This window comes from Streptomyces capitiformicae (genome assembly GCF_002214185.1).
Classification (GTDB): Bacteria; Actinomycetota; Actinomycetes; order Streptomycetales; family Streptomycetaceae; genus Streptomyces; species Streptomyces capitiformicae.
Map to the genome: position 1 here is coordinate 5,764,733 of NZ_CP022161.1, position 21,934 is coordinate 5,786,666.

At 68.2% G+C, this 21,934-nt stretch carries 16 protein-coding genes and 2 pseudogenes; 13 read left to right on the plus strand and 5 right to left on the minus strand.

The features are described from left to right. Positions 1-95: 95 nt before the first annotated feature. The 7 genes from CES90_RS25745 (at position 96) to CES90_RS25775 (ending at position 5,437) form a co-directional block, all read left to right on the plus strand. Positions 96-872, plus strand: a complete 777-nt coding sequence (locus tag CES90_RS25745) for a PspA/IM30 family protein (protein ID WP_189786545.1) — start codon at positions 96-98, stop codon at positions 870-872. Then, positions 869-1,147: a PspA-associated protein PspAA gene (gene pspAA / locus CES90_RS25750; RefSeq protein WP_189786546.1), complete on the plus strand. Its 279-nt coding sequence runs from the start codon at positions 869-871 to the stop codon at positions 1,145-1,147. Before CES90_RS25745 ends, pspAA begins: the two co-directional genes overlap by 4 nt. A 7-nt stretch (positions 1,148-1,154) precedes the next feature. Then, entirely contained in the window at positions 1,155-2,069 is a 915-nt protein-coding gene (gene htpX, locus CES90_RS25755) for a zinc metalloprotease HtpX (RefSeq protein ID WP_189786547.1), read from the plus strand. A 17-nt stretch (positions 2,070-2,086) separates the two neighbouring features. Beyond that, positions 2,087-2,665 carry a PspA-associated protein PspAB gene (gene pspAB / locus CES90_RS25760; RefSeq protein ID WP_189786548.1) on the plus strand — a complete coding sequence of 193 codons (579 nt, stop codon included), beginning with the start codon at positions 2,087-2,089 and terminating at the stop codon, positions 2,663-2,665. A 38-nt stretch (positions 2,666-2,703) separates the two neighbouring features. Beyond that, a complete protein-coding gene (locus tag CES90_RS25765) occupies positions 2,704-3,381 on the plus strand; it encodes an ABC transporter ATP-binding protein (RefSeq protein WP_189786549.1) in 678 nt (225 codons plus the stop codon). After that, positions 3,378-4,871: an ABC transporter permease gene (locus tag CES90_RS25770; protein ID WP_189786550.1), complete on the plus strand. Its 1,494-nt coding sequence runs from the start codon at positions 3,378-3,380 to the stop codon at positions 4,869-4,871. The genes CES90_RS25765 and CES90_RS25770 overlap by 4 nt, the downstream gene beginning before the upstream one ends. A gap of 164 nt (positions 4,872-5,035) precedes the next feature. After that, positions 5,036-5,437, plus strand: coding sequence for a cupredoxin domain-containing protein (locus CES90_RS25775; protein ID WP_189786551.1), 402 nt, complete (start codon positions 5,036-5,038; stop codon positions 5,435-5,437). A 225-nt stretch (positions 5,438-5,662) separates the two neighbouring features. On the opposite strand, the gene CES90_RS25780 is transcribed toward CES90_RS25775, so the two are convergent. Together CES90_RS25780 and CES90_RS25785 are read right to left on the minus strand one after the other, a co-directional pair. Next, complete coding sequence (locus CES90_RS25780) at positions 5,663-6,307, minus strand: class I SAM-dependent methyltransferase (RefSeq protein ID WP_189786552.1); 645 nt, start codon at positions 6,305-6,307, stop codon at positions 5,663-5,665. Between the two features lie 227 nt (positions 6,308-6,534). Then, entirely contained in the window at positions 6,535-7,215 is a 681-nt protein-coding gene (locus CES90_RS25785; RefSeq protein ID WP_189786553.1) for a hypothetical protein, read from the minus strand. A gap of 864 nt (positions 7,216-8,079) precedes the next feature. Between CES90_RS25785 and CES90_RS25795 the strand changes: the two are divergent. Next, positions 8,080-8,525 (plus strand): annotated as a pseudogene (locus CES90_RS25795) (site-specific integrase); the annotation flags it as partial. 77 nt (positions 8,526-8,602) lie between these two features. Here the strand turns inward: CES90_RS25795 and CES90_RS25800 are convergent. Further along, positions 8,603-8,991 (minus strand): annotated as a pseudogene (locus CES90_RS25800) (alanine--glyoxylate aminotransferase family protein); the annotation flags it as partial. Positions 8,992-9,170: 179 nt separating this feature from the next. On the opposite strand from CES90_RS25800, the gene CES90_RS25805 reads away from it, so the two are divergent. The 4 genes from CES90_RS25805 to CES90_RS25820 are packed head-to-tail and all read left to right on the plus strand — an operon-like array spanning position 9,171 to position 12,826. After that, complete coding sequence (locus tag CES90_RS25805) at positions 9,171-10,022, plus strand: transporter substrate-binding domain-containing protein (protein ID WP_189783723.1); 852 nt, start codon at positions 9,171-9,173, stop codon at positions 10,020-10,022. Continuing rightward, a complete protein-coding gene (locus tag CES90_RS25810) occupies positions 10,019-10,858 on the plus strand; it encodes an amino acid ABC transporter permease (RefSeq protein ID WP_189783724.1) in 840 nt (279 codons plus the stop codon). Before CES90_RS25805 ends, CES90_RS25810 begins: the two co-directional genes overlap by 4 nt. Beyond that, the gene (locus CES90_RS25815) at positions 10,855-11,685 is read left to right on the plus strand and encodes an amino acid ABC transporter ATP-binding protein (protein ID WP_189783725.1); all 831 of its coding nucleotides are present in this window, start codon (positions 10,855-10,857) and stop codon (positions 11,683-11,685) included. Before CES90_RS25810 ends, CES90_RS25815 begins: the two co-directional genes overlap by 4 nt. Before the next feature lie 49 nt (positions 11,686-11,734). Beyond that, positions 11,735-12,826, plus strand: a complete 1,092-nt coding sequence (locus CES90_RS25820) for an amidohydrolase family protein (RefSeq protein WP_189783726.1) — start codon at positions 11,735-11,737, stop codon at positions 12,824-12,826. 7 nt (positions 12,827-12,833) lie between these two features. On the opposite strand, the gene CES90_RS25825 is transcribed toward CES90_RS25820, so the two are convergent. Both CES90_RS25825 and CES90_RS25830 read right to left on the minus strand, forming a co-directional pair. Beyond that, on the minus strand, positions 12,834-13,316 hold the full coding sequence (locus CES90_RS25825) for an SMI1/KNR4 family protein (RefSeq protein WP_189783727.1): 483 nt from the start codon (positions 13,314-13,316) through the stop codon (positions 12,834-12,836). Positions 13,317-13,332: 16 nt separating this feature from the next. Beyond that, entirely contained in the window at positions 13,333-20,325 is a 6,993-nt protein-coding gene (locus tag CES90_RS25830; RefSeq protein ID WP_189783728.1) for a golvesin C-terminal-like domain-containing protein, read from the minus strand. 945 nt (positions 20,326-21,270) lie between these two features. On the opposite strand from CES90_RS25830, the gene CES90_RS25835 reads away from it, so the two are divergent. Continuing rightward, complete coding sequence (locus CES90_RS25835) at positions 21,271-21,915, plus strand: hypothetical protein (RefSeq protein ID WP_189783729.1); 645 nt, start codon at positions 21,271-21,273, stop codon at positions 21,913-21,915. Positions 21,916-21,934: the final 19 nt, after the last annotated feature.

Sequence of the window (21,934 nt, forward strand, 5' to 3'; positions counted from 1 at the left end):
CGGCGGCAGACTCCATCGCCCACGTGTCGGCGATTGACCCGGCCGGTCTCTCCCGCATCACCGAGATTCCCAGAGGCGAGAGGAAGGCGGTCGTCATGACCAGCATCACTCACCGTATCGCCGCCCTGTTCCGGATCAAGGCCAACAAGGCCCTGGACCGGGCCGAGGACCCGCGGGAAGTCCTGGACTACTCCTACGAGCAGCAGTTGGAGATGCTGCAGAAGGTACGACGTGGCGTGGCCGACGTAGCGACGAGCCGCAAGCGAGTCGAGCTGCAGGTGAACCAGTTGCGGCAGTCCACGGACAAGCTGCAGGACCAGGCACAGCAGGCGCTCGCGGCCGGTCGCGAGGACCTGGCCCGGGAGGCGCTCACCCGCCGTACGGCCGTGGGCTCGCAGATCACCGACCTGCAGGAGCAGCAGGCGTCGCTGCAGGCGCAGGAGGAGAAGCTGACCCTGGCCGCACAGCGCCTGCAGGCGAAGGTCGACTCGTTCCGTACCCGCAAGGAGACGATCAAGGCCACCTACACCGCGGCCGAGGCCCAGACCCGGATCACCGAGGCCGTCACCGGCATCGGCGAGGAACTGGGCGATGTGGGCCTGGCGATGCAGCGCGCCCAGGACAAGACCGAGCAGATGCAGGCCCGTGCCGGTGCGCTCGATGAACTGATCGCTTCCGGGGCGTTGGAGGACGCCACGCTGCCGGCCGGGCGGGACGACATCCAGGCCGAGCTTGAGCGCGTCAGTGCGGGTCAGGACGTGGAGATCGAGCTGGCTCGGATGAAGGCACAGCTGCCCGCCGCTTCCACTCCGGCGGCCGTGGAAGGCTCTGATGCCTCGAAGAACCCATCGGACCGGGAGGCGACATCATGATCATGCGGATTCTCGGCGAGGGCCAGTACGAGATCGCTGAAGAACACCTGGACCGGCTCAACGAGTTGGACGCCGCGCTGCAGTCGGCCGCCGACGCAGGCGACGAGGTGTCATTCACCTCTGCGCTGTCGGCCCTTCTGGACGCGGTACGCAGCCTGGGCACACCGCTGCCGGACGAGGAGATCATGCCGTCCGACCTGGTGCTGCCCGATGAGAGCACCAGTCTCACGCAGGTGAGGCAACTGCTGTCCGACGAGGGTCTGATCCCGGGGTGAGGACGCGATGCGCAGCCGCTTTGAGCCCGACCGGCAGCTGACCGCCCGCATGGCGGTCACCATGTTCCTGCTCGGGCTGGTGTACGTGGCATTCATCGCCGCGCTGATCGTGCTGCTCAAGTCCACAGTCCTGGTGATCGTCATCGCCGCCGGGCTGCTGGCTGCGCAGTACTGGTTCTCCGACCGGATCGCCCTCTACGCGATGCACGGCCGCCTCGTCACGGCAGAGGAAGAACCCCAACTGCACGGCGTGATCGACCGGCTGTGTGCCACCGCGGACATGTCCAAACCCCGGGTGGCCATCTCCGAGATGGACCTGCCGAACGCGTTCGCCACCGGCCGCAACGCCGACCATGCCGTCGTGTGCGTCACCACCGGACTTCAGCGCCGCCTGACGACCGAGGAGCTCGAAGGCGTCCTCGCCCACGAGCTCTCCCATGTAGCGCACCGTGACGTGGCGGTGATCACCATCGCCTCGTTCCTGGGCGTGATCGCGGGGCTCATCGTCCGCTTCGCCTTCTACTCCCAGCTGTTCGGCGGACGCCAGCGCGACCAGAACACCGCAGCGCTGCTCGCCCTCGTCATGGCGGTCTCCGCCCTGGTCTACGCGCTCAGTTTCCTGCTCATCCGTGCGCTCTCGCGCTACCGCGAACTGGCCGCCGACCGCGCCGGAGCCATGCTGACCGCAAAGCCCTCCGCTCTGGCCTCGGCTCTCACCAAGGTCAGCGGGGACATCGCCCGTATCCCCACCCAGGACCTGCGCACCGCCCAGGCGTTCAACGCCTTCTTCTTCACCCCCGCCCTCGGCCCCGGAACCGCGGTGGCCAACCTGTTCTCCACCCACCCCAGCCTGGAACGCCGCCTGGAGGCCCTCGCGGAGATCTCCGCCGAGCTGGGCGAACCGGGCAGCCGGACGCCATGAGAAGGAGCTGAGAACCCGTGGGTTTCCTGGATGCCCTGCTCGGCCGGTCCAAGCCGGTCAAGCCCGACCTGGACCAGCTCTTCGGCCTGCCCTCCGCGGCGATCACGCTCCAGGCGGCCATCGGCTTCACTCCGACCGGTGCGGGCTCGGTCTGCTTCGCCTCCATCGAGGGCGGGGCCTTCGCCCAAGTCCAGCAGGAGGTACGGGCCCTGCTGGACGCCGACTCCGAACGAGCCGGAGTACCCGTGGAGTTCAGCCGTGACGACTACGGGTACTCATGGCTGCTATCCCGCCGCGCTCCCGACAGTCTGCCCGCGCTGGTGAGTGATCTGCACGCGGTGAACACCGCCCTGCAGGACAGCGGCTTCGGACCTCAACTCCTCTGCTCCCTGGTCTCCTTCCGCGACGCCGAGCTGCGCCCCATGGCGTTGGTCTACCTCTACAAGCGCGGCACCTTCTACCCCTTCGCCCCGCTGCCCGGCCAGAAACGCGACAACCCGCTGGAACTACAGGTCAAGGCAGTGGTCAAGGACGACCTGCGCATCGAACAGGACCTGAGCCGCTGGTTCCCCCTCTGGGGCGCCCCCGGCCTGTGAAAGGGCCGGCGACGTCATCCGGTCCGGGGAGGTGGCACGTGAAAGGAGCCGGCGCCCGTCGTGACGACGGGCCACCTGACGACTGGGCGGTGCTGGCGGCGGCCGGGATAGAGAAGTCCTACCGGCGCGGTGTGTGGCCCGCCCAGCGGCGGGTCCGGGTGCTGCAAGGGGTTGACCTGGCACTCGCCCCTGGCGAGGTGGTCGGCCTGGTCGGGGAGAACGGGTCCGGTAAGAGCACCCTGATGAAGATCCTGGTCGGGGCCCTGCCCGCCGACGCCGGCGCGGTGACCCGCAGCGGGCGGCTGGGCTACTGCCCGCAGGAGCCAGTCGTCTACGAACGCCTCACCTGCGACGAACACTTCGAACTGTTCGGCCGCGCCTACGGTCTGCCGCCGGAGGCGGAGCGGCACACACGCCGGGACATCTACGCCTTCCTGGGCTTCGAACGCTACGCCGCCACGCGCGCCGACCGCCTCTCCGGCGGGACCCTGTCCAAACTGAACCTGGGCCTGGCGCTGCTGGCCGACCCCGAGGTGCTGCTGCTGGACGAGCCCTACGCCGGCTTCGACTTCGACACCTACCTGAAATTCTGGAAGCTGGTCGGCGAACGCCGCCGGGCCGGACGCTCAGTGCTGATCATCAGTCACTTCGTCACCGACGCAGAACGCTTCGACCGCATCATCGAGCTGCGGGACGGACGGGCCGTGCCGAGATGACGACCCTGTTGTTCACACGCCGTTTCCTGGCCGAGTCCGCCCGCACCCCGGTGAACCTGTTGGTGCTCATCCTGGTGCCGGTGGTGTTCGTCGTGGTCGCCGCCCGCCCGCTCGCGGACGCGGCCGAACTGCTCGGCGGCCCCGGCGGGCCGGCGGTGCAGACCGCCACGGCCGGATGGGCCGCGGGGTTCATCGCCGCGATCGCCATGTACTTCCAGATCCGCGCTGCCCGCGCCGCCGACCGCCGCCTGGTCCTGGCCGGGCTCGCCCCCGCCCGCCTGGTGGCAGCCCGCATGGCCACCGGCCTGGCTCTGGCGCTGATCGCCACAGTGGCAGCCCTGCTTGCTCTGACGGCGCGGACCGGTATCGGTGACGATCCGGGGCGGGTGCTGGCCGGGACACTGATGTACGCGGTGATCTACCTGGCGATCGGGGCGCTGATCGGCACCCTGGTCACCAGCCCGGTCAACGGCACCGTGCTGGTGCTGTTCGTGTGGATTCTGGATGTGTTCTTCGGACCCGTGCTCGGCGCGGCCGACAGGCCGGTGACCCGGGTGCTGCCGACGCATTTCGTGACCCTGTGGATGGTGGACCTGCCCTCCCGGCACAGCGGACGCATCGGAGATCTCGGCTGGACCCTGGCCTGGGCGGTAACGGCCATGGTGATCAGCTGGACGGTGATCACCCTCACCAGCCGCACCGCCCGGACCCGCCACCGCACCCGGCCCGGATCAGCGGCCGACCAGATGTCCGCCGGCGTGCGCATGGGGCTGCGGGAAGCGGCCCGCAACCGTGTGCTGTGGGTGCTGATCATCGCCGTACCCGTCGTCTTCGTCCTCCTCGCGGTGGCCACCACCCCCCAGGAGTCCACCACCCTGACCGTGCGCGAAAACGGCCGCACCCTACCCCAGCAGGCGTGGCTGCCCGACATCCACGGCGGCACCATGGCCCCGATCGCCATCGCCTCCCTGGCCACACTGGCCGGGCTGTTCACCGTCCTGGACGCCCGCTCCGGCGACCGGCGCCTGGCCCTCGCAGGCTTCCGCCCCCTGACACTGCTCGCCTCCCGCCTGGCCGTCATCGCCCTCGGCGCACTGGTGGCAACCGCCGCGTCCCTCGCCGTCACCGCCACCGTCTTCGACGCCCGCCAATGGGACCTGTACATCGCCGCCAGCGTCCTGATCGCGCTCACCTACGCCCTCGTCGGCGTCCTGCTCGGCCGCCTCTTCGGCCGGGTCGGCGGCGTACTCATCGCCTTCTTGCTGCCCTTCATCGACCTCGGCATCGAACAAAGCCCGATGCTCCGCTCCGCCCCTCCGGACTGGGCCCACGCCCTGCCCGGCTTCGGCGCCGGCCGCGTCCTGATCGACGCCGCCCTCACCCCGACCTTCGACGAAACCGGCCCCCTGCTGATCGCCCTCGCCTGGCTGGCCGCCCTCACCACCGCAGCGGCCGTCATGTTCCGCCGCACCGCCACCACACCCCGATGACACCCCGCACCAACGGCGGCCTCGCGTCGTCCTTCAAAGAACTGGCGAGGCGGTTGGCGGTATCGCCGTGGCGGGCGTCCCCAAGGACGGCGAACCTGAGTACGCCAGCCCACCTCCGGCTGCACCCAGCCGACGACAACCTCGTTTCGAAAGGCCCGCCCCGAATGTCACTCACCTCTCCATACCGGGGCCGCACCCCACGCGCCCTGGGAACCGTCTGCGCCCTGCTCACCCTGGTCGGCTGCTCGAATGGCGGCAGCACCAGCCCCGCCGCCACCAGCGCCTCATCCACCGCGACCAGCGCCAGCCCTGGAGGGGCGAGGATTGTGATCGAGAACTTCACCTTCAGCCCGGCGAACCTGAAGGTGCGCCCCGGAACGAAGGTCACCGTTGTGAACCGGGACTCGGCCGCGCACACCGTGACCGCCACGCGCGACAAGGTCTTCGACACCGGCAACATCACGGGCGGAGCGACCACCACATTCACCGCTCCGCCCACGCCGGGCAGCTACTCCTATCTCTGCACTCTCCACCCGAACATGAAAGGCACCCTCACCGTGACCTGACACAGGCCGCCGTGCTGCCGGCGCTCGCCGCGACCGTTGCTCTTTCCGGGACTCGCGGCGCCTGGAACGCCGGAGTCGGCTTCGATTCACTGGTTGCTGATGGACTGCCAGCCATAGAGCGGTTCGTGCAGGGCCAGTAGGCCGAGATGAGTCTGATGGCCGACATGCTCGAAGCACGCTGCGCGACAGCGTGACTGTCCGGCGGCCGGGGCTGCGGCACGCGTGTCACTGCCGCACGGCGGTGCCCAGGATGTGCAGCGTGTTCGGCATGAACGCGGAGGGAGAGAAGCCGAACCGGTTGATGCCGGTGATGGTGAATCCTGCGGCGCGGATGGCGGCTTCGGTATCCCGATTGGGGTGGCAGCCGCCTGCGGCCCGGCTCCACAGGGGCGTGATCGCGTCCTCCAGCCAGCCTGCCCAGCGGCGGGGGGAGCGCACGTGCTCATAGAAGCGCAGCTCGCCGCCGGGCCGCAGGACGCGGGCCATCTCCGCCAGCACCTCGGGCACGTCGTCCACCGAGCACAGCACGAGCGAGGCAACGACGGCATCGAACTCGCCTGCGTCGCCGGGTAGTTCGGCGGCCTCACCGGCATCGACCGTGACCCGCACCGGTGCAGAGGCTGCAGTCTGCTCGGCGACGGCGCGTAGGGTGTCGTCGGGTTCGAGCGCTACCACCTCCGTCACGGTGTCCGGGTAGTGCGGGAAGTTGCGGCCCTGCCCGGCACCCACCTCCAGCACGCGACCCGTCAGTCCGGCGAGCAACCGGTCGCGGTGTGAGGCACCACCTCGCCGGTCGGACTCGACGGCGATCTTCAGATACTGACGTGCGAAACGCGGGTGTTGCAGTTCCTTGCGGCCGGTGGTGGACATGCACCCTCCTTTGTGGCTGCGGGTCTGCTGCGACGCCTTGGCCGCCGGAAGGCACTCCTGGTAGAGCCATGGCCTCGCACGAAGAAGCCAGCACCACTGGACCGGCACCGCTCACCACACCGGCACCCCGCACGACGGCGATGGTCACGCCGGCCATAGGGCTCACCACGGCTCCCAGCGTCCACACGAGGCTGGTCCGGGTCGATGCCACGGCGTCCCCCCTGATTTCACGCCGTCGTTTCGCGGACGCGCGTGCACAGGTTGTGGAATTGACGGGTCTGCATGATCAGGTGGGCGGGTTCCCAGAACAGCACGTCCACAGGCCGGGTGAGGGGCCTCGGGCGGCTGCGGGCCCGAGCGCGGACGATCAGCCGGGTTCTGCCGCCGGGCTCCGGCCGCAGATGGAAGCCCCAGACGGAGTCGACGTACGCCCGCGGCGGCGGCTCGGTCAGCCCGTCGTAAGGGTGCCCGGTTGGGAGGGTCGTCTGTGAGCGCAGCACCAGTGTCCGCTCCGGTTCCAGGACGGCGACGGTGAACCAGGCATCACCGCTCGGCAGGGAGTCCAGGTGCTGGCCCTCCTCCAGGTGCTGCCACTCGGGGACGATGCGTTGCGCGCTCGGGTGTCCGCCGTTGTCCAGGCGGTCCCAGCTGTACCAGCCGCCGCGGTTGCAGCCCATCTGCTGCAGCCAGGGCCATACCGCTTCGGGCGGCGCCGGCAGGGTCGTGGCCATGGTCGAGGAGCCGTCGGCATCGAGGATGAGTTCGTCGCCGGGGAGGTCGCGGGCGGCTTCCTCGTGTGTCGCGCCCCAGGTCAGCACCCGGGGCCGCAGGAAGAGGGCGTACAGGGCCAGCGCGGCGACCGCGACGCCGAAGGGACCTCGCCCGGCCCCGGACCAGTGCTTGTTCATGTCTTGAGCGTCGCAGTTCCCTTTCGCTCCCACCACCGCAACTCGCAACCGCCGGCTCCGGGACCGAACCCGATCGAAGTCACCTTGCCGACCATCTCGCGCTCCACCGCGCGAGCAGGCCGTCTCCCAGTCGATATCCCAGGTGACCGCGAGTCGGGTGGCCGCCGCCCACCACGCTCGGGCCCGATCGCCGCTCGACCTCCTTCCTTCTGAGCTGCGAATACCCGGGCAAACGATCCCTGGACAAGACCTACGCCCCGCTCGCGCTCCGTGCCGGCGCGGAGATCAGGCCGCTGTCGGAGGTCGTCGCGCTCGAACGGCTCGAAAAGGGCGGCACCGGTCACCGGGTACGTCGTCGACCACACCGGCCAGGTGTTCGGCAACCCGGGCCTCTATGTCGCCGACGCCTCGCTCTTCCTCGCCAACGTCCGCTCCCGAGCACAACCACGAACCTAGGCGACTGTGAAGGCGCGTCGCCACTGCCAGCCCGAATTCCCCGCGCGCGTTCTCCGTTCGCAAACTGTGTCGTCCGTCTCTGGACTCTTCCACAGATCCGTCTAGTGTTCCGTACTCCCCGGAAAATAGCCGCACTTGCCCAATGAGCCGATAGAACCATTGCCAACGCCGAACCGCCTCACGAGAAGGAGGCCGCAGCGCACCTCGCAGCTCGTCGCCAGCATGTCGTCGCACCTGATAGCCAAGCGCCTCTCCTGACCAATGCCTGGTATTCAACCAGTGACCTCGCCGCTTGTCTGAGAGTGGACGCCTCAACGCTGCGCCGCCGACGCACCGCTCAGCCTCCTCAGGGACCGCCTTTCGTCACGGTCTCGGAGCCCCGACCTACCGTCCCTGCCAAGGGGCTCAATGGCCGATAAGACCAACATCCCTGTCGGTGTCCGGCTCTCCACCGATATCGAGTACCGTCCTGATCGCCCCACGCCGTATCGAGCACGCGTCCGGTGGACTGATCCAACCAGCAAACGCCGCCAGTCACTGTCCGAGGGAAAAGACAGCGAAGAAGAAGCGCAGGAATGGCTCCAGGACATCATCGAGGCCGCACAGGCCGGCCTGATCCCGTCGCTGGCCACTATGAAGCTCGCCGAATACGGCGAAGCGAACATGGATCTCGCCCTGCGCGGCCTGGAGTTGAAAACGCTGGACCCCTACCTGTCGGGGTGGCGGATGCGTGTCGTCCCCGCCCTGGGTCACCTCGCGGTACGGATGATCACCAATGCGTCGTCGACCGCACCGTGCAGAACCGGATCGCCGACGAGCACAGCCGCTCGACGGTGAAGAACACCATCGCCGTCGCCCAACACCGTTCGGGGCGTTCGGCTGAGCATGGGTTCTGGGGACAGGACTCGCTCCCGCTCAGTCTTTAGGAACGGTTCGTGTTGCCGGTCGCCGCCTCCGCGTGCACCAGGGACACGAAGTCGATGGCCGGGTGCTCGGCGAAGGCCTCCCGGATCCGCGCGGCCGTGACCGCCGTGTGGAAGGGCACCGCCAGGTCGACGACCGTCGCCCCGCAGTCCCGCAGCCAGTTCCCGAAGGTCTGCCCGTACGGACCGGTGATCACGTTCAGCGCGGTCGTACCGGCCCCGGCGGCCCCGCGGATCGCCCCCTCCAGCGGCAGCAGCGCCTCGCCCTGCATGATCACGACGTCCTGCTCGGTGGAGAGCAGCCGGGCCACCCGGTCCTCGATCGACGCGAAGTGCGCCGCGCTCAGCGGGGCCAGATCCAGAAACGGGTGCGTCACGGGGTGCTCTCTTCACTCACTGGGTAGACCGGGGTAGGTGGTGCCGAGGGTACCCACGGCACCAACGCGCCCTGTACCTACGAGATCTGAGGTCGGACAGCCCTGCAGCCATGGATTGGTTTGAGCAAGTCAAAGATATCCTTATAATCGGAAGTCTGTGTTGTTCCTGTTTCTTTGTTTCCCCACAGGAGGTATCCCCGTGAACTCGGTCCTCGGACGCCGGACCCGCATCCTGGCCGCCACCACCGCTACGGCCGGGCTGCTGTTCGTCGCCGGCTGCTCCTCGACCGACGACGGTGGCAGCGGCACCAAGACCGCCGCCGGTGGGGTCGAACTGGTCAAGGCCGGTCAGCTCACCACCTGCACCCACCTCCCGTACCCGCCGTTCCAGTCGGAGATCGACGGCAAGGTGCAGGGCTTCGACGTGTCGCTGATCGACCTCGTCGCCGAGGACCTGGGTGTGAAGCAGGAGATCCTCGACACGCCGTTCGAGAACTTCAAGACGGGCGCCTTCCTGAACTCCGGCGAGTGCGACCTGGCCGCGGCCGGCATGACGATCACCGAGGAGCGCAAGAAGAACGTCGACTTCTCCGACCCGTACTTCGACGCCACCCAGGCCGTCCTCGCCGACAAGAAGGCCGGCATCGGCTCCTTCGCGGACCTCAAGGGCAAGAAGGTCGGCACCCAGGCGCAGACCACCGGTGAGGACTATGTCAAGGGCCAGGGCCTCGACCCGGTCTCCTTCGAGTCCTCCGACGCCGTCCTCAACGGCCTGCGCGCCGGCCAGGTCGACGCCGTCGTCATCGACTACCCGGTCGTCCAGGGCTGGCTGAAGGACAAGGCCAACGCCGACGCCTTCGAGGTCGCCGAGCAGATCAACACCGGTGAGCAGTACGGCTTCGCGATCAAGAAGGGCAACGCCAAGCTCCTCGCCGCCGTCAACAAGGCGCTCGCCGAGGCCAAGGCCGACGGCGCCTACCAGGAGCTCTACGAGAAGTGGATCGGCCCGTACGACGAGAGCGCCGCCTCCGCTTCCCCGTCCGCCTCATGAGCGCGACCGACACGGACACAGCGCTCCAGCCGAAGCGGAAGGGGCTGAGCCGGCGGCAGAAGCGCACCCTCTCGCGGGGTGCGCAGTACGCCCTCTTCGTCGCCGCCGTGATCGCCTTCGCGGTCTCGGCCGACTGGGACCGGCTGAAGAACCAGTTCGCGCAGGCCGACATCGCCGAGCAGATGTTCCCCGACGTCATCACCATGGCGCTGAAGAACACCGTGCTCTACACGCTGTCCGGCTTCGCCGTCGGCCTGGTGCTCGGCATGGTCATCGCGCTGATGAGGCTGTCGTCGGTGGGCCCGTACCGCTGGTTCGCCGGGGTGTACATCGAGATCTTCCGCGGTCTGCCCGCCCTGCTGATCTTCATCTTCATCGGCGTCGCCGTCCCGCTCGCCTTCCCCGGCACGGAGATCGTCGGCGGCACCTACGGCAAGGTCGCCCTGGCACTCGGCCTGGTGGCGGCGGCGTACATGGCGGAAACGATCCGGGCGGGCATCCAGGCCGTCCCCAAGGGCCAGATGGAAGCGGCCCGCTCACTGGGCTTCTCACCCGCCCGTGCCATGGTCTCGATCATCATTCCCCAGGCGTTCAGGATCATCCTGCCGCCCCTCACCAACGAGTTGGTGTTGCTGTTCAAGGACTCCTCACTCGTCCTGTTCCTCGGTGTCACGCTGGGGGAGCGCGAACTGTCCAAGTACGGCCGCGACCTGGCCAGCACCACCGCCAACTCCACGCCGATCCTCGTCGCCGGCCTGTGCTACCTGCTGGTGACCATCCCGCTCGGCTTCGTCGTGCGGCGCATGGAGGCGAAGGCCCAGGAGGCCGTGAAATGAGTACCAGGACTACCGGGACTACCGGGACTACCGGGACTACCAGGCCGGAGATCCAAGTCCGTGGACTGCACAAGTCGTTCGGCGACAACGAGGTCCTGCGCGGCATCGACCTGGAGATCGACCAGGGCGAGGTCGTGTGCGTCATCGGCCCGTCCGGCTCCGGCAAGTCGACGCTGCTGCGGTGCGTGAACCTCCTGGAGGAGCCCACAAAGGGCCAGGTCTTCGTCGGCGGAACGGAGTTGACGGACCCCGACGTCGACATCGACGCCGTACGCCGCCGTATCGGCATGGTCTTCCAGCAGTTCAACCTCTTCCCGCACCTCACGGTGACCGAGAACCTCACCCTGCCGCAGCGCCGGGTGCTGGGGCGGGACAAGGCGAAGGCTGCCGCCGTGGCCGCCGAGAACCTCGAGCGGGTGGGCCTCGCGGAGAAGGCGGACGCCTACCCGTCCTCCCTCTCCGGCGGCCAGCAGCAACGGGTGGCCATCGCCCGCTCGCTGTCCATGGGACCCGAGGTGATGCTGTTCGACGAGCCGACCTCGGCGCTCGACCCCGAACTGGTGGGTGACGTTCTCGCGGTCATGCGCATGCTCGCTCAGGAGGGCATGACGATGATGGTGGTGACCCACGAGATGACCTTCGCCCGCGAGGTCGCCGACCGCGTCGTCTTCATGGACGACGGAGTGATCGTCGAGGACGGCACTCCAGCCCAGGTCATCGGCAACCCCGCCCACGAGCGCACCCGCCACTTCCTGTCGAGGCTGCTTGACCCGGCGATGGCGGACGTGGAGGAGGAGACGTCGGACCAGGTGGGCGGAGAGGACTGAAGAAGACGTACCTTTCTGGCGTACCGGCGTGCTGACTAAGGTGCGGAGCATGAGCGAGCGCGCGGTGCTGCATGTGAAGGGCCGGATTCTGGTCGGACCCGAGGACGTCCGGGACGAACTGTGGGTGATCGACGGCCGGGTGTCGTACGACCGCCCGGCCGGCGCCCGGGACATCCGTACCGTCGAGGGCTGGGCGCTGCCCGGCCTGGTAGACGCGCACTGCCACGTCGGCCTCGGCGCGCACGGCCCGGTGGACACGGACGTCGCGGAGAAGCAGGCCCTGTCCGACCGGGACGCCGGCACCCTGCTGATCCGCGACGCGGGCTCGCCCTCCGACACCCGCTGGGTCGACGACCGCGAGGACCTCCCGAAGATCATCCGCGCCGGCCGCCACATCGCCCGTACCCGCCGCTATATCCGGAACTTCGCGCATGAGATCGAGCCGGAGGAACTGGTCGCGTACGTCGCCCAGGAGGCCCGGCGCGGCGACGGCTGGGTCAAGCTGGTCGGCGACTGGATCGACCGCGAGGTGGGCGACCTGGCACCGTGCTGGCCGCGCGAGTCGGTGGAGGCGGCCATTGCCGAAGCCCATCGCCTGGGCGCCCGGGTGACGGCTCACTGCTTCGCGGAGTCGTCGTTGCGCGACCTCGTGGAGTCGGGCATCGACTGCATCGAACACGCGACGGGCCTGACGGACGACCTGATCCCGCTCTTCGCCTCGCGCGGTGTCGCCATCGTCCCCACGCTCGTCAACATCGCCACCTTCCCGACCATGGCGGCCGGCGGCGAGGCCAAATTCCCCCGCTGGTCCACCCACATGCGACGCCTCCACACCCACCGCTACGACACCGTCCGCAACGCCTACGACGCCGGCATCCCCGTCTACGTCGGCACGGACGCGGGCAGCTCACTCCCGCACGGCCTGGTGGCGGACGAGGTGGCGGAACTGGTCAAGGCCGGCATCCCTCCGGTGGAAGCCCTGTCGGCGACAACCTGGGGCGCCCGCGAGTGGCTGGGCCGCCCCGCCCTGGAGGAGGGCGCGGCAGCGGATCTCGTGGTGTACGAACGGGACCCCCGCACCGATGTACGTGTGCTGGGGGCCCCGCTGAGGGTGGTGCTGAACGGGCGGGTCGTCGGGTGATCAGAGATCAGTCCGCGTCATCGCCGTATGTGCGACACGAGACAAGGCCGTGCAGAAATTCCGAGAACGAATTCGCGATGCGCCTCGGCACCCTGTCCTCATCGACGTACGACACGGAAGGCTCACCCAGCGGCCCGCACTCGGCATAGTCGAGCATCATGGTGTCGTGCCCGGCTGAGGGAGTGATGCCGAGGACGATGCCGATCTCGGGATAACTCCATTCAGCGATCAGGCGGGGTGACACCACATCCACTCCCCATGCGCCACCGACCCCCCAGATCACGTCGAGGCACACATGGTCCGGCGCCCACGACGTGGGGAACTCGGTGGGGAAGCAACGATTTCGCAGCACGCCGCCGTTCTGGACGGACACCAGATCGACGTAGCTCTTCGGCAGGCGAACCTGAAGCACGTCCTCGGCCCGCCGAATCATCTCGGCGTCCACCGGCGGGCCGACGTACTCGGATTCATCGGCTGGGTCGAAGATCATGATCCCGGACTCCGCTCTAGCAGATCGAGAAACCGCCGGTATGGTTGGTTTGCGAGTGAACGGCCATGTTCACGAGCTGCATCACTCCGCAGTCCTGGTGATGATGCCATGTCCACTTGCCCTTCCGTGATGCCGCCGTGATGCCGGCCGCCTTGTCCGCCGCCGCGAAGTCCTTTCTCCTGTTGCCGGTCAGGGCGATGGTGACATCCGGTACGTTCGGGTGCCGGTAAGTGCTGAAGTCCGGGAACCCCTGGGCATCGAACGGCACCCCCGTCACCGGGTGATTACCACCGGCGAGACGAGCGTTGATCGGCCCGACGGGAGGCCCACCCGTGGCACATGTGCACGCCGCGGTATGGCCGCCCACCGAACCCCCGCAGTTGTGCACGAGGACGGACGTCTCACCTGCCAGCACAAGGTAGGTGTGCAGGCCTTCGACGGTCAGGTTGTGGACCGTCGCCTGCGCCTCGCGCGCCTTGACGGCAGTGATCTGGACCCAGTTGCCGTTCCCCGAGCTCAGCCACTGCCCGCGCTTCAGGTCGCCCGCGTCCACCCAGCGGCCCAGGTCCGGGAGCCAGAACCGGTGGCCGTCGGTGGCCGTGATCGTGGACGTCTCGTCGCCGGACCTGCCGTCCGTGTCGACGGTGAGGGTGACCAGGTGCTTGGTGCCGTCACCCTCGATCGTGCGCGTGACCGTCCGGGACTGCGCGTCGTCGGTCTCCACGTCCGACGCCGCGACCTTGTCGCCGATTTCTACGTCCTCGATCGGCTTCGTGGTGCCGTCGGCCATCAGGACCTCGGTGCCGGGAGTGAAACTGTTGCCGATCTTGCAGGTGGCGCCGGTGGCCGGCGGTGCGTCCGGGACCTTCGGCGGGGCCGGAGCCGGGGCGGCCGGGGCGGCAGGAGGCGGGTCCGCCGCCGGCGGGTTGGTGGTGTTCGTCGGGGGTGTGTCCGCGGCGCTCGTCGACGGGGGATTGCCCGTGGACGGCGTTGCCGCGCCAGGCGGCGTCGCGTTGTCGACCTGTCGGCCCACATCGCTCGCCGTGTCCAGCGCCTCCAACGCCTCGTCCCCGTACTTCGCCGCCTTCGCCGCGGTCGCCCCGTACCCCGCGAACGGGATCGCCGAGGCGCAGGACAGGGCCGCGTCGACGTATTCGCCCTCGGCGGCGTACCAGCCGCAGTTGGCCAGGTCCGCGACCTCGCCCACCACGGGGATCAGTCCGGCCACGTCCAAAGCCGCGTGGCCGATGTCCGACCACGACAGGCCGAACAGGTGGCCGTCGATCTCGATGAACGAGATCGGGTTGCCGCCGGCGAAGGCGTAGCGGTTGCCGGTGAAGGGGTCCGTCGTCAGGCTCATGTCGGCGAGGGCGCCGCCGTACATGTCGCGGGTCAGGAAGCGGTTGAGACCGGGGTCGTACGTCCGGAAGCCCATGTCGTACGTGCCGGACGTCGAGTCGTAGCGCTTGCCGTTGAAGCGGTAGGAGTTGTACGGGTCAGACGGTTCCTCGCCGCCCGAGCCCGGCTTGTCGGCGCCCGTGAACTGGGCCGTGTCGTTCCTGCCGTACGCCGTGTAGCCGTACGTCGTCTTCGTGTTGCCGTCGGAGTCCGTCAACGCCTCCACGTCGCCGTGCGGGTGGTAGAGGTACTGCGTGGTCTCCGGGTCCTTGTCCTCCTCGTCCTTGATCTGGGTGAGCTTCTGGCCCCAGGACGCGTACTGGAAGGACGTGACACCCTCGTCCGTCACCTCCTCCTTCAGGGAGTGAGAGGTGATGCCCAGGTAGGTGAAGAGGGTGGTCTTGGCGTCGTCGCCACTGCCTACGGCCTCCTTCATCGCGCGGTCGAACGCGTCGTACGTCATCCGCGTCGTCTTCGCCGACTCACCGTTGCCCGCCGTGATCGACGCCGGACGGTCGAAGCCGTCGTAGCGGTACTTCTGGATCGTCTCGCCGCCGAAGGAGACGGTGTCGAGGCGGCCCAGCGGGTCGTAGTTGTACGTCGACGACGCGCCGTCCGCCGTCGACGTGAGGAGGCGGTTGCGGTCGTAGCGGTGGGTCGTCGTCGTGTCGTCGACCGTCTGCCAGACCACGTTGCCGGCGGCGTCGTGCCGGTACTCCTCCGTCTTCTCGTCGTCGCCCGTCTTCGCGACCTTCGCGATGCGGTCCTGCGGGTCGTACGTGTACGCGTACGTGTTGTCGATCGTGTCGCCGTGGTCGTCGGCGTCCATCAGCTTCAGGACGTCCTCGACCTTGTGGCCGTTGGCGTTGTACTTCAGGGCGTGTTCGGCGACCAGGGTGTCGTCGGACTGGCGCTCCGTGGTCTTCTTCGTCGAACCGTCGAGGTAGTAGTCGACGGTCAGGACGTTGCCGTTCGGCTTGGTCTGTTCGGCCAGTTCGCCTCGGGCCGTGTACTTCAGTGTCGTGACCTGCTGATCACCGGCCGTCGGCGACGCCGCGTTGGTGATGCGCTCGACCCGGTCCAGCGGGTCGTAGTCCAGCTTGCTCCAGGTCAGGTCATGGGTCGTGGTGAGCGTGTTGCCGTTGGCGTCGTACGTCAGCGCGGTGGTGTTGCGCACGGAGTCGCCGTCGCGCTCGACGACCTTGCTGAGCTGGTTGAGCTCGTTGTACTCCAGGCTGTAGCGGTCGACCTCGACGCCGGGGCTGTTGTCGACGATCTCGATCTGGTTGCCGTTGGCGTCGTAGCGGTAGGAGAAGTCCTTCTCCTCGTTGTCCGTGTCCCCTTCGTTGTCGCGGACCAGCCGGACCGCGTCCGCGACGACCGTGCCGGTCGCCTTGTCGGTGAGGGTGATCGTCTGACCGGTGTCCTCGGCGAAGGCGTACTTGCCCAACGACCGCCACTCGCCCGGCAGTTCGGTCTGGTCGAGCGTCTTGGTCCCGGTGCCGTCCTTGTGCTTGATCTCGTACGAGGCGTCCTTGGCCGCCCCGTCGACCTTCGGGTAGTGGACGTAGACGGTGTAGTCGCCGCTCTGCGGGATCGTCAGCTGCCAGACGAAGCGGCTCTCGCCCGAACCGGCCGCGTGGGTCTGCGCGTTGTAGCCGTACGAGCCCGCGGCGGCCGTCTCGTCCCAGGTGCCCTGGGTGGCCGTGTTGTTGATGTCGGAGTTGTCGACGAGCGCGACCTGGAGGCCGACCGGAACGCCGTTGTCCGACCGGGACTTCAGCGCGCCGCTCGGGTAGAACGACGAGTCGAGGGTCCGGCTGACCGAACCGCCCGCGCTGGTCAGGGTGTTCTGGATCTGCTGGCCGAGATCGTTGTACTCGTAGGTGTTCTCGATGTCGTAGGCGTCCGTGGACGTCTTGATCCAGCCGGTGTCGAAGTAGGTGTACTCCGTCTCGTTGCGGACGCTCTGGCCCTCCGACGGCGGCGCGCTGACCTTCTTCACCCGGCTCAGCGCGTCGTACTCGTACGTCGTCCGGTCCGGGGTGTTGTAGCGGCCGTCGTCGGGGTCGAAGGGGCTCAGGGTCTCCTTGACGCGGTTGAGCTCGTCGTAGATCGTCTCGGCGGCGAAGTCCTTGTCGTCGTCGCCGGTCTCCATGCCGCGCGGGGTGACGACCCGGGTCTGGTTGCCGACCTCGTCGTACTCGAAGCGGGTCTTGCGCACCACGTCGTCGTCGTGCGGGACGTGCGCCTCGACCAGCGCGCCGCGGGGGTCCAGGACCAGCTCGGTGCGGTTGCCGTTCCCGTCGGTGGTGGCGGTGGTCAGACCGTCCCAGTCGTAGGTGCTCGTCGTCGACTTCCCGGCCGCGTCGGTGGTCTCCAGCAGCCGGTGGTCGAGGTCGTAGCGGAACTTGCTGGTGTAGTCGTCCGGGTCGTCGGTCTCGTTCTTACGGGCGTCGACGACCTTCACCAGGTCACCGACGTCGTTGTAGAAGGCCGAGGCGCGCTTGCCGGCCGCGTTGACCGCCTCGATCGGCTGGTAGACCTCGTCGTACTTCGTCGTCGAGGTGAAGTCGCCCGGGGTGTCGGTCAGATTGCCCTTGGGCTCGGTCGCGGTGAGCTGGTTGCCGACCTTGTCGTAGGTGAACGTCGACACCCGGTCCGGCGAGCCCTCCTCGTCGCCCGGCTGGGTGGTCTTCAGCAGCTGGTCCGCGGCGTCGTACTCGCTGGTGGTCGACACCTCGTTCGGGGCGGTGAAGACCAGCGTGTTGTCGTTGAGGTCGTACTCCGGGGCGGGCGTGACGATGAAGACGCCGGCCTTCTGCTCCTTCGGCCTGCGGTTCTCCAGCGGCCGCGCGAACAGGTCGTACGTCTGCGTGGTCGTCGCCCCGTCGGCCTCCTCGACCTCGGTGACATTGCCGCGCACGTCGTACGTCGTCGTCGTACGGTTGCCGAGGGCGTCGACGATCACCCGCGGATAGCCGGACGGGTCGTAGTCCTCGAACTTCGTGGTGTGTTCATTGGCGTCGGTGGCGGAGGTGAGCCGGCCGCGCGCGTCGTAGGCGTTGGTGGAGGTGTAGTCGCCGGCGGGCTCGCTCGCCACGCCCTTCGGGTCGGTGACCGAGGTCATGTTGCCGCGCGCGTCGTAGCCGAACTGCCAGGTGCGGCCCTCGGGGGAGACGCGGCGCACGAGGTCGGCTATGTAGCCGTTCTCGCCGGTCGCGTAGGTGAGGGTGGCGGCGGGGCGGTCGTTCTTGACGCTCTCGGCGTCCTTCGACTCCAGCGGATAGCCCGTCTTGGGGTCGTACTTCCAGGTGCGGGCCGCCCCGTTGTTCTCCTCCAGGCGCGTGACGTTGTTGTCCGCGTCCCAACCCAGCCTGGTGGTTCGCTTCTTGGCGTCGGTCAGCTTCACCGGGCGGCCGTAGCCGTCCATCAGCTGGGTCGAGGGGTTGCCCTCGGCGTCGGTGACGACCGTCTCGGTCCCCTTGCCGTCATGGCCGTCGGGGTCCTTGTAGCGGTACCCGGTCACGCCCTTGAGCCGGTCCGTGATCGCCTTGGTGTACCCCAGGTAGTGCAGCTGGTCCTTGTCGTCGTGCGGGCCGACATAGTCCAGCCTGGTGGCGTTCCCCTCCGGGTCGGTGACGGAGACCAGCTTCGGACCGGGGTGGTCGAACTCCTTGCCGTAGTCGAACTTGAATACTTTGCGCAGCTTGTCGTTGGTCGAGTTCGCCCCGTCCGTCAGCCGCGCGAGCCGGCCCTTCTCGGTGAACGTGAAGTCGATCCGCCGCCCGGAGATGTCGGTGACGGAACGGACCTTGTCGATGATGAACGGGTTGAGGAGATGCCTGCCCTCCTGGACCTCGCCCTCCTTGTCGACGTACGAGTAGGCCTCGCCCTTCTCCCAGTAGTCGACGGTGAGGGTGCGCCGGCCCTCGGCGTCGGTGACGTACTTCAGCAGCTTCGACGGGTGACCGAGCAGCCGCTCCTCGTACGTGAACTCCATCCGGTTGCCGTTCTTGTCGACCTGGGCGCTCGGATAGCCCTGGCAGTCGAAGAGGAACCGGGTGCGGTCCGGGCGCAGGAACTCCCAGGCCTCCCGCTGGTGCGGATGGAGCAGACAGTCCTTCTCCAGCTGCTTGACCCGGAAGTGGACCCCGGCGGGGGAGTCCCACTCGCCCTTCTTGTTCTTGCTGAAGACATGGCTCGTGCCGTCGCCGTCGGTCAGCGTGATCTGCTTGGGCAGCAGCGCGGCCGGGTGGAAGTCCAGCGGAGTGCCGAGCCGGACCGGCGAGGACGCCTGCAGCGACCAGCCGAAACCGGCCGGAGTACTGGACGCGTCCTGCGAGTTGTAGGCCAGTCGCAGGAAGGTCGAGAAGCCGAGCGACGGGTTCGAGAAGGCGTTGTACGACCACACCGCGTTGCCGGCGTGAAGATTGCTCATCACCGCCGAACCCGCGCCGGTGTTCTTCCCCGCGTACGAGTAGAAGTCCTCCAGACCGAGCTGGCCGGAGGTCGGGTACTCGGCCGTCACCTCGTGCTTCGACGGCGGCACGCCGTCCGTCTCGGAGAGCCAGTCACCGGTGGCCTTCTCCCTGAGGTCCCACTCCAGGCCGAACGTCAGCCGCTTGTCGAGCGGGTCGACCAGCACCGGGGCCTTCAACTCGGCGTCGAAGGTGACCGTTTCGCCCGGCAGCACGTCCTTCGGCAGCGGGGTCGCGTCCTTGTTCAGGAGGTTGGTGACGTCCTTGCCGTCCAGGTACCAGCGGTACGACAGGACGCGCTCACCCTTCTTCCACACTGTGTCCGTGGTGTTGGTGAGCGTCGCCTCGACGGTGGCCTTCTCGCCGGGGATCATCCGCGCCGGCGTGTACGGCAGGAAGTATGTCTCGCCCTCGGGGGCGGCGAGCAGCTTGTCGCCGCGGGCCATCCGGCCGACGGCGGGCAGTTCGACCGCGCGCGCCGGACTCGTCAGCAGCTTGCCCTGCTGGGTGCGGACGACGATCCGGTAGTGGTATGTACGGCCGTCGTCGCCGTCGAGTGCCGGGGGCGCGGTGCGGTCGGCGAAGCTCAGGGTGTCCCGGTCGACGGGGGCGACCAGGGTTTCGTCGGTGGGGGTGAAGTCCTTCCGCGTGGACCGGTGGACCTCGTACTCCCTGAGGCCCTTGCCCCGGTACGCGCTCCAGGAGAGGTCGGCGCCGGTGGCGTGCGTGGTGCGGGAGACGGCGATACGAACGCCGCCGGCCTCGCCCGAGACCCCTCGGTGGGTGAGGGAGGAGCCGCCCCGGGCGCGGTCGAGCGCAATGCGGGGCGGCTCGTAGTCACTCTCACTCTTGGCCTCGTCCTCCTCGTCACCGCCGAAGAGGCGCTCCAGGAGGCCGGGTTCGTCCTTGTCCCCGGCGAGCTCACTGGCGGGACGCCAGCCCTCGCGCGGATCACTGGTATCGGGTTCGACGGCGGCCGCGGGTCTCGCCTCGCTCGGCCGGGCGAGGGTGACGGGCGCGGAACTCATGATCAGCGCCGTCGCCACACCACTGACCAGAGCGGCACGCAGACGGTAACGGCGGAGGCGGATGCGGCGTAGGCGGATACGGGCGTGGTCCAAGACTGCCATGAAGGGCTCCTTGTTCCCCGTGGGCACAGGGATCGCACAGGGCTCGCCGGGCAGCACTGTGTACCAAGGGCCCCCAAAGACGTGTCAATGGCATGTCAAAGGGAGGGGTCGAATTTCGGACTGCGAATGGTGAGGAGAAGTCCTGGAGGGGGATGGGTGGTGGTGTGAAGCCGTAGAAGCGGAACGTCCGGAACCGGCCACCGGGTCAACTTCCCTTGTTTGTCGGCGCTGTTGATCGAATCGTGAAACCGCTTTGACTTCCCCTCACTCCGACTTCGAGAACCGAGGGGGACCCGTGGCCGCTGTACTGCGGGAACGAGCAGGTACGGAGGAGGTGAGGGCGGCGCGGCGTCGACCGGACGGTGCGCCCCCGAGGCGAAAAGGTTTTCAGAGTCGAGGCCACTAGCCCTGGGATTGCTCATGCTCCCCGGCCTCGCCTGCTTCCTGCTCTTCCACCTCGCTTGCCGGGCGGAGAAAGGCGAATCGCCGCCAGGGCGATTCGGTGTTGTGGGCGAGACGGCGGTGAGGTCGACCTCAAGCAGTGCAGCAACTCGGAGTTGAAGGCCACCGGCGGCCGGGCCTACGCGCTCGGCGCCGCCGGCTCCAACTTCGGCAACGCCTTCCACGGCGCCGCCCGCAACGCCCCCAGGAATGGGCCGTCACCCAGGACGGCACGTTCCGGCCGGGCTGGGCCGACGAACGCTACAAGGCGGCCATCGCCTTCCAGTCCGGGCTCCGCGAGGCCGACTCGTACCACCCCGACGCCACATCGACGGCACCCGGGAGCGGGTGCGGCGCGACGAAACGCCGTATATGCCCAGGGTGTTGACGCTCCCTTAGGGGCAGTGGCCGAAGGGACAATTTTGGGGAACCTGCGAGTTCCCTAGCTTGGTTGCGCACCGCACGTGCCGTCCCTCCAGTCCAGCCAGTCCCAGGGAGACAACTGTGCTCAGCGCTTCCCCGCTCGCTCACAAGTTCAAGTCCGTCGTGGTCGCGGGCGCCGCGGCGGCCGCGGTCCTCGTCCCGGCGGGCGCCGCGTCCGCCGACAGCGGCTCCACCTCCGCCAAGACCGAGGTGATGTCCACGCAGTCCGCGCAGAAGGACGTCTCGGCCCAGGCCTCGCGCAAGCTCTACGACATCCGCCTCCGGGTCAAGCCGAACAACGCCAAGTACCTCGGCCGGCCCTGGAAGCCCAGCGAGGCGGTCGGCCAGCTGAAGAAGTGCTTCAACTGCACCTTCCCCGTCAAGAACGCGCCGAAGAAGTACCCCAAGAAGGGCCAGCTGATCAAGCTGAGGGCCTGCGCGGCCGGCCCCTTCGGCTGCAAGAACGCGCCCGTCAAGTTCTACGAGCAGAAGAACGGCTTCTACTTCATCGCGCAGAAGGGCCACTTCGACGGCGCGGGCTCCAAGATCTACTTCCAGTTCTACAACGAGAAGAAGACGGGTTACCTCGGGCTCCACGTCTGGGCCTACGTCACCAAGCCCACGGTGCCGGACTCCGTCAACAAGAGCGTCGCCCGCGGCACGTGGCAGGACTTCGCGCACAAGATGGGTGTGAAGCTCCACTGCAAGCACAGCTCGCAGTGCTGACGCGGTATCACCTGACCAC

What these genes read in the sequence shown, in the direction of transcription:
- CES90_RS25745 (WP_189786545.1), top strand. Translation starts at nt 96, where the DNA reads ATGACCAGCATCACTCACCGTATCGCCGCCCTGTTCCGGATCAAGGCC.
- pspAA (WP_189786546.1), top strand. Translation starts at nt 869, where the DNA reads ATGATCATGCGGATTCTCGGCGAGGGCCAGTACGAGATCGCTGAAGAA.
- htpX (WP_189786547.1), top strand. Translation starts at nt 1,155, where the DNA reads ATGCGCAGCCGCTTTGAGCCCGACCGGCAGCTGACCGCCCGCATGGCG.
- CES90_RS25770 (WP_189786550.1), top strand. Translation starts at nt 3,378, where the DNA reads ATGACGACCCTGTTGTTCACACGCCGTTTCCTGGCCGAGTCCGCCCGC.
- CES90_RS25775 (WP_189786551.1), top strand. Translation starts at nt 5,036, where the DNA reads ATGTCACTCACCTCTCCATACCGGGGCCGCACCCCACGCGCCCTGGGA.
- CES90_RS25780 (WP_189786552.1), bottom strand. Translation starts at nt 6,307, where the DNA reads ATGTCCACCACCGGCCGCAAGGAACTGCAACACCCGCGTTTCGCACGT.
- CES90_RS25785 (WP_189786553.1), bottom strand. Translation starts at nt 7,215, where the DNA reads ATGAACAAGCACTGGTCCGGGGCCGGGCGAGGTCCCTTCGGCGTCGCG.
- CES90_RS25810 (WP_189783724.1), top strand. Translation starts at nt 10,019, where the DNA reads ATGAGCGCGACCGACACGGACACAGCGCTCCAGCCGAAGCGGAAGGGG.
- CES90_RS25815 (WP_189783725.1), top strand. Translation starts at nt 10,855, where the DNA reads ATGAGTACCAGGACTACCGGGACTACCGGGACTACCGGGACTACCAGG.
- CES90_RS25820 (WP_189783726.1), top strand. Translation starts at nt 11,735, where the DNA reads ATGAGCGAGCGCGCGGTGCTGCATGTGAAGGGCCGGATTCTGGTCGGA.
- CES90_RS25825 (WP_189783727.1), bottom strand. Translation starts at nt 13,316, where the DNA reads ATGATCTTCGACCCAGCCGATGAATCCGAGTACGTCGGCCCGCCGGTG.
- CES90_RS25830 (WP_189783728.1), bottom strand. Translation starts at nt 20,325, where the DNA reads ATGGCAGTCTTGGACCACGCCCGTATCCGCCTACGCCGCATCCGCCTC.